Source organism: Streptomyces sp. NPDC058534 (assembly GCF_042717365.1).
Taxonomy (GTDB): Bacteria; Actinomycetota; Actinomycetes; order Streptomycetales; family Streptomycetaceae; genus Streptomyces.
This window is the reverse complement of record NZ_JBHXNW010000174.1, coordinates 1-2704: the sequence shown is the minus strand read 5'-3', so window position 1 is coordinate 2704 and position 2704 is coordinate 1. Positions and strand designations below refer to the sequence as shown.

The following is a 2704-nucleotide window of genomic DNA, read 5'->3' as shown; positions in this document are numbered from 1 at the left end:
GCCGGAGGCCTTCAACTTCTGCAGCACGTCCCGCCACTGGTCGGGGCTCGGCAGCCGCCAGTAGTGGAACTCACCGGACCATACGGTCAGCCGCTTGCCGTCGATCTTGAGGGACTTGTCGTCCCAGGTGATCCGGTGCGCCTGTCCGTCGTTGCCGGGGAACTCGACCGCCCTGGAGGCCGCGGGCGCCGCCGGGTTGGCCGGACCATCCGGTGCGGCCGCGGCGCCGCCCACCGGCAGCAGGGCCGAGAGCGCCAGGGCGAGTCCGGCCGCCAGGGTCCGGAGGCCCGGCCCCGAGCGCGATGAGGAGCATGGCGCCGGGGAGGAGTGCTGTCGGGGTCTGCGGAGTCCCGATGTCTGCTTCACTGCGCCTCCGATGACTGCGTGTCAGGGGTTTCTTCTGCGGATGGTGCGCTGCGCCGAGCCGGGTGGCCCTGGGCGGACGCGTCTGCACGTGGACACGTCAGCCCGCTGCTCGACGGTGAGGTCCGGGCCGGTCGCGGAGGCTCGTCAGGCGCACAAGCCGAGCGCTACCGGCACCCGACTCGACGTTCTGCGGCGCGAGCTCCACTTCCCGCTCGTGGAGCGTGGACCGGTCGAACTGCACGGGACCCCTTTGAGCAGCACCTGACAATGCACGTATTCGATTGGAACAGGGCTCTTCTTGCAGTTTCGAGCACACTAGCCGCACGGATGCAAAGTGGTCCAGACCCTTGCACCCACTGCCTGAGCGCGGGTCGCGCCCGCTGCGCACTCCTCGACCAGCCGCGACACCGCGGCGAGAGGGCGCGTGACCTCGCCGCGAACCGTGCACGGGGCACCACGCGGCCAGCACCGACAACCCGGACAACAACGGCCGGGCTCACCGCCCCCGAGGCACCTGCCGTCGCGCCGGTTCGCCGACCGGTGCCGTGCTGGCGCGCACGACCAACGTGGGCTCGACGGAGGCGGGTTCGGGCACGGCACCCGGATCCGCGATGTGCCGCAGCAGGTGGGCGACAGCGAGGGCGCCCATCTCGGCGAACGGCTGGGCCACCGTGGTCAGCGAGGGGGAGCAGTACTCGGCCAGCGCGATGTCGTCCACACCGACCACGGAGATGTCCTCCGGCACCCTGCGACCGAGTTCGTGCAGAGCCCGGATCACTCCGAAGGCCATCTCGTCACTCGCCACGAAAACTGCGGTGACGTCGGGGATCTTCCCCAGGACCAGGCCATTGCGGTACCCGGAGGCCGGCGTCCAGTCACCCTCCAGCACCGGCGGCACGGACAGCCCCGCCTCCTGGAGGGTGTCACGCCAGCCTGCACAGCGGCTGGCGGCGTCGAGCCACTGCTCGGGCCCCGCGACATGCCAGACGGCCTCGTGGCCCAGCTCGATCAGGTGACGTGTCGCCAGACGCGCCGCCAGGGTCTGGTCGACGGCGACCACCTCCGTCGCGGAGGTCCTCGATCCGTCGATGGTGACCGTCGGCACCGAGCGGGTGAGCTGTTCGATCCTCGGGCTCACATGGACCAGTGGCACCGAGAGGATCACACCCTCGACATCCTGCTCCGCCAGCCGGGACAGTGCGGCCTCGATCGCGGCGGTGTCCAGCGACGCGGTGGTCACCGTACTGACCGCATACCCGGCCTCGCGTGCAGCGGTATCGATGCCGAAGGTCAGGTTCGCGCGGGAGTAGAAGTTGGTCTGCAGCGTCACGACGCCGATCGTCCGGCTGCGCCCCGACGACAGCATTCGCGCGGCGTTGTTCTTGCGGTAGCCGAGCTGTTCGACGGCGGCGAGCACCTTGGCGCGGGTCTTTTCCTGGACGTTGGGGTGACCTGCGAGGGTGCGGGACACCGTCTGGGCGGATACCCCGGCCAGCCGGGCGACGTCGGCCATGCCGGGTTGCCGCGCGACGCCGTCACCGTCCGTCCACGTCCTGACGGACGTCCCGCCGGCCCCCGGTGTTTCCGATGACATCGCTCGCCCTTCCAGAGAAACCGCGGCCCGTGCCGCTCAGTCGCAGGTGGTGCTCCCGCCCGCCAGTCTAGCGAGCCAGACCCTATTGGCATCGATAACATCATCTGCCATAGTTCCCGCCAACACGTGATCCCGGCTGGATCGGTTTCACCCGGGACGCCGTAGCCGACGTCGAGGAGGCGGAGTGGCGTCAGTATGGCAGCGATAACATCACGCGCGGCCAGTCCGGTGAGGAACGCGTCGAGTTCAGGAAACCCGCACGCACCCGCCTCCCTTGCGCGTGCACCGGCAGCCCCGGTTCGCCGGCCGCCACGGGGCTCTCCCCGGCCGGACGCGCACCCGACGACGTCGTCCGACCGCGACGGCCCCGCACTCGGCCGCGCCGTCCGCCGCGCCGCCTCTGGCACGCATTCTCCACCCTTTCCGTCCCTCATCCGACCCGAGGAGGAAGAACCAAGTGGACACCCTGGCACCTTCAACACCCCGCCCACCCGGGCGCAGACGAGTTCCCCGTCGCGGCGCCGTCGTGGCGGCACTGGGCCTCACCCTGGGCATGCTGTCGACCGCCGCCGTTCCCGCCGTCGCGGCGCTGCCCCGGGCCGCCGTCGACGCCCCCGCGGCGGCCAGGACGCCGGTTGAACTGAGCCGAGGCGGGCTGACCGTCACCGTGGCGAAGGAGTTTCCCCAGGTCATCTCCTACCGCCTGGGCGAGCGCCGCCTCGACGGTCAGGCGTCCGCCCTGGA

3 protein-coding genes are annotated in these 2704 nt (G+C 70.8%); 1 reads left to right on the top strand and 2 read right to left on the bottom strand.

Features of this window, described 5'->3' with window-relative positions:
- Positions 1-366: beta-galactosidase (locus ACFWR9_RS42570; RefSeq protein ID WP_383853035.1), on the bottom strand; the 366-nt coding region annotated here is incomplete at its 3' end.
- 496 nt (positions 367-862) lie between these two features.
- A complete protein-coding gene (locus tag ACFWR9_RS42565; RefSeq protein WP_383853032.1) occupies positions 863-1960 on the bottom strand; it encodes a LacI family DNA-binding transcriptional regulator in 1098 nt (365 codons plus the stop codon).
- Between the two features lie 526 nt (positions 1961-2486).
- Here ACFWR9_RS42565 and ACFWR9_RS42560 point away from each other — a divergent pair.
- Positions 2487-2704: hypothetical protein (locus ACFWR9_RS42560; protein WP_383853029.1), on the top strand; the 218-nt coding region annotated here is incomplete at its 3' end.

Coding starts and splice junctions, on each gene's coding strand:
- ACFWR9_RS42565 (WP_383853032.1), bottom strand. CDS start 1,960: ATGTCATCGGAAACACCGGGGGCCGGCGGGACGTCCGTCAGGACGTGG.